Here is a 2,618-nt window from a genome sequence, read left to right as displayed (position 1 = left end):
GCTGGGTACTTTTGGCCAGGTACTAATTCCCAACCAGCAGGTGCAACTGGATTGATAGCAATATCCTCGTCAGTCTTACCAGTAAGTGGCGTGGAGCTGATTTGGTTCCTCTTTTCATCAACGTAAGTAATCTGGCCCTTCTGCTCATCAGGTGTGTACGTTACGTCAATGTTAACGTCCTTTTGACCATCCTTAACCGTTACCGCTGGAACATCCGCTTGGGAAGCCGTGTAACCGGCATGTACTGGTACATCTACAGCAACCCAGTCTGCAGCATCGGTTGACCATGCGCCATAAGTAACGTCGCCTGTGACATCATCAACCGTAGCATTACGGTAAATGTGAGCCACTTGAGTAGTCGTCTTAGTGGCTTTACCTGGTTCCGTAATCTTGATCGTCCGCGTGATCGTCTGGTTCAGATCTTCATCATGAGCACCCTTGATCTCCTTGCCAGAAGGTGTCTTTTCTCCTGGCTTTACCGGATGGTTGTGGTCGACACTAGTCTTCCCATGTTCAATCTTGATAGTAATGTCATCCGTGTGAGCACCAGTAAAGGTAATCGTTGCCGGAGCACCATGTTGTCCCTTAACTAATACCCAACCAGCAGGAACATTGGATTTAACATCAACAGTTTGAGTTGTCTTACCATTGACCGTATCTGTCTTGATCTTGTTGCCATCCTTGTCAACATAGACAATATTAGCGGATTGATCTTCAGGCTCATAGATTAGTTCATAAGCATGATCGCCAGTAACAAACGGGTTGTAAGCCGTTATAATACCATTCCCTGTATTAATATCTACAGAACTTCCTGCTTCAAGCTGGTATGGATTGCCATGCTTATCTAAAAGAGGTTGTTTCTCACCATCTTTTTCTCTGTAAAAAACCTTCATTGTTCCCTCAGCATCAATCTGCTGATAAATAACTTCGGAATCATTAGACGCATCATGTTCAACGTAGGTCTTCCCTTGAGCAAATTGGGTAAATGTTCCACTTGCCTTACTACTACCCACAAGCTTGAACCCAGCGAACATATCTTTAAGTTCTTGTTTATAAGAATCGCCAATATCAAGCTCAAACTTTTGACCGGTCAATCCATTTGAATAATAAATTGGGGCTCTCAAATCCATCAGTTTTCCAGTGTCTGGATTTCTATACAGGAACTTAATAATCGGTTGTCCCTTCTCTGGCAATGTAATAGCAAATGAGGCATAACGAGAATTGTCAGTACTCCCATTTATTTCATAAACATCCTGTAAATTAGCGTCACCTAGATCCAATATATAATGATTATCATCAACAACACTGATTGAACCAGATGATCCTTCAGGCTTGTCATAGCTTAGAGTGACTCCGTACTTTGAGTATCTGTAATCATTATGCTTGTCATTAAAATCGGCATCGATAAATTGGTGATAGCTAGTAATTCCACTATCCCAATCGTTAAAGTAGACGGATACCTTTTCCCCAGTATCTTGATCAACTGTCCAAATAAAGTCAGTATCAATTCGACTGTCCCTAATGACACTAAATACATACTGCGAAGGCTTTTCCTCGCCATAATAATAGCTCATATAGCTATTATATCTATCCACTAAATTCTGATATTGAACAAATTTTGGATCAGTTGGATTACTGATTTTAATGTTCTTCAATAAATCATCGTCGTTTACTGTTGCAGCAGCAGCATCCGATGCAGCCTTAGATTGCGCCTTATTATCCAACAGGTTGGCCGTATTTAATGCGGCTACTGGCTTTTCTTCAGCAACGTTAAACGTAGCCGTCTTCTGTTGCTCAGCAGCTGGGACGGCACTCTTTCCCGCTTCCGCAGCTGTGCTGTCAGCGGCACTAGCAACTGCTGATGAGTCAGCAGAAGCACTTGAATTCTGCAGGTTAACCGTGTTCTTGTCAGTATTCTCTGCCAAATTATCGTTGGAAGTGCTTTGACTAACCACTGGAACGGTAGAAGTGGTATCGGCCAGTACGCTCTGGCTTCCGCCAATGTAAAAACCAGCAGCAATTGCTACTGAAACAACTCCAACGCTCAGTTTTCGTAATGAAAAACGCAAAAATCTTTGATTATTCTTGTTTTCTTTCAAAAACTTATTATTTTTGCCAACCATTTTTTATATTCTCCCCAAGTTAATATTTTTTGGATGTTAAGCGTCTACCTCGCATTTTCTCTGTTTACGGCAGATTATAAAATTTAAGTTAAACGTTTACGTAAAACATTTAAAAGTTTATCAAATTGAGGTGAGGGGTGTCAATCTAGAAAACGGTTGACTTATAATAAAATGTGAAATGGTTCGCTTTTTGGACAAAATTGTAAAACTGTACCTTGAAAATATTATTTTTTAAGGTGGATTATAGAATGAAGTTAGCCACCTAATTGGTGGTAAATGCAAAAACGCCATTCGGCGTGACATCAGGTATCATATTAAGTGAATCAAACCTATATGAAAGTATGTCCGTCAAATGACGCGCTTAAATGGTACCATGCCCACTAACTTTTTGGCCACTCATCGCAAATATGCACACCTTACTAAAGAAGAGCGAGTGATGATTGCGACTTTAAAGTCGCAAGGACTTTCCAATCGCGCAATCGGTCGTCAATTAGG

2 protein-coding genes are annotated in these 2,618 nt (G+C 40.9%); one reads left to right on the top strand and one right to left on the bottom strand.

All coding sequences use genetic code 11. From position 1 onward, the window contains the following. Positions 1-2,123: mucin-binding protein (locus tag H5975_RS07790; protein WP_204785566.1), on the bottom strand; the 2,123-nt coding region annotated here is incomplete at its 3' end. A 352-nt stretch (positions 2,124-2,475) separates the two neighbouring features. On the opposite strand from H5975_RS07790, the gene H5975_RS09000 reads away from it, so the two are divergent. Next, a partial coding sequence (locus H5975_RS09000) for a helix-turn-helix domain-containing protein (protein ID WP_204785567.1) occupies positions 2,476-2,618 on the top strand: 143 nt, incomplete at its 3' end.

Source organism: Limosilactobacillus coleohominis, assembly GCF_016901675.1.
In the GTDB taxonomy this organism is placed as follows: Bacteria; Bacillota; Bacilli; order Lactobacillales; family Lactobacillaceae; genus Limosilactobacillus; species Limosilactobacillus intestinavium.
The sequence above is the reverse complement of the archived record's forward strand: the minus strand, read 5'-3'. Positions and strand labels throughout refer to the sequence as shown.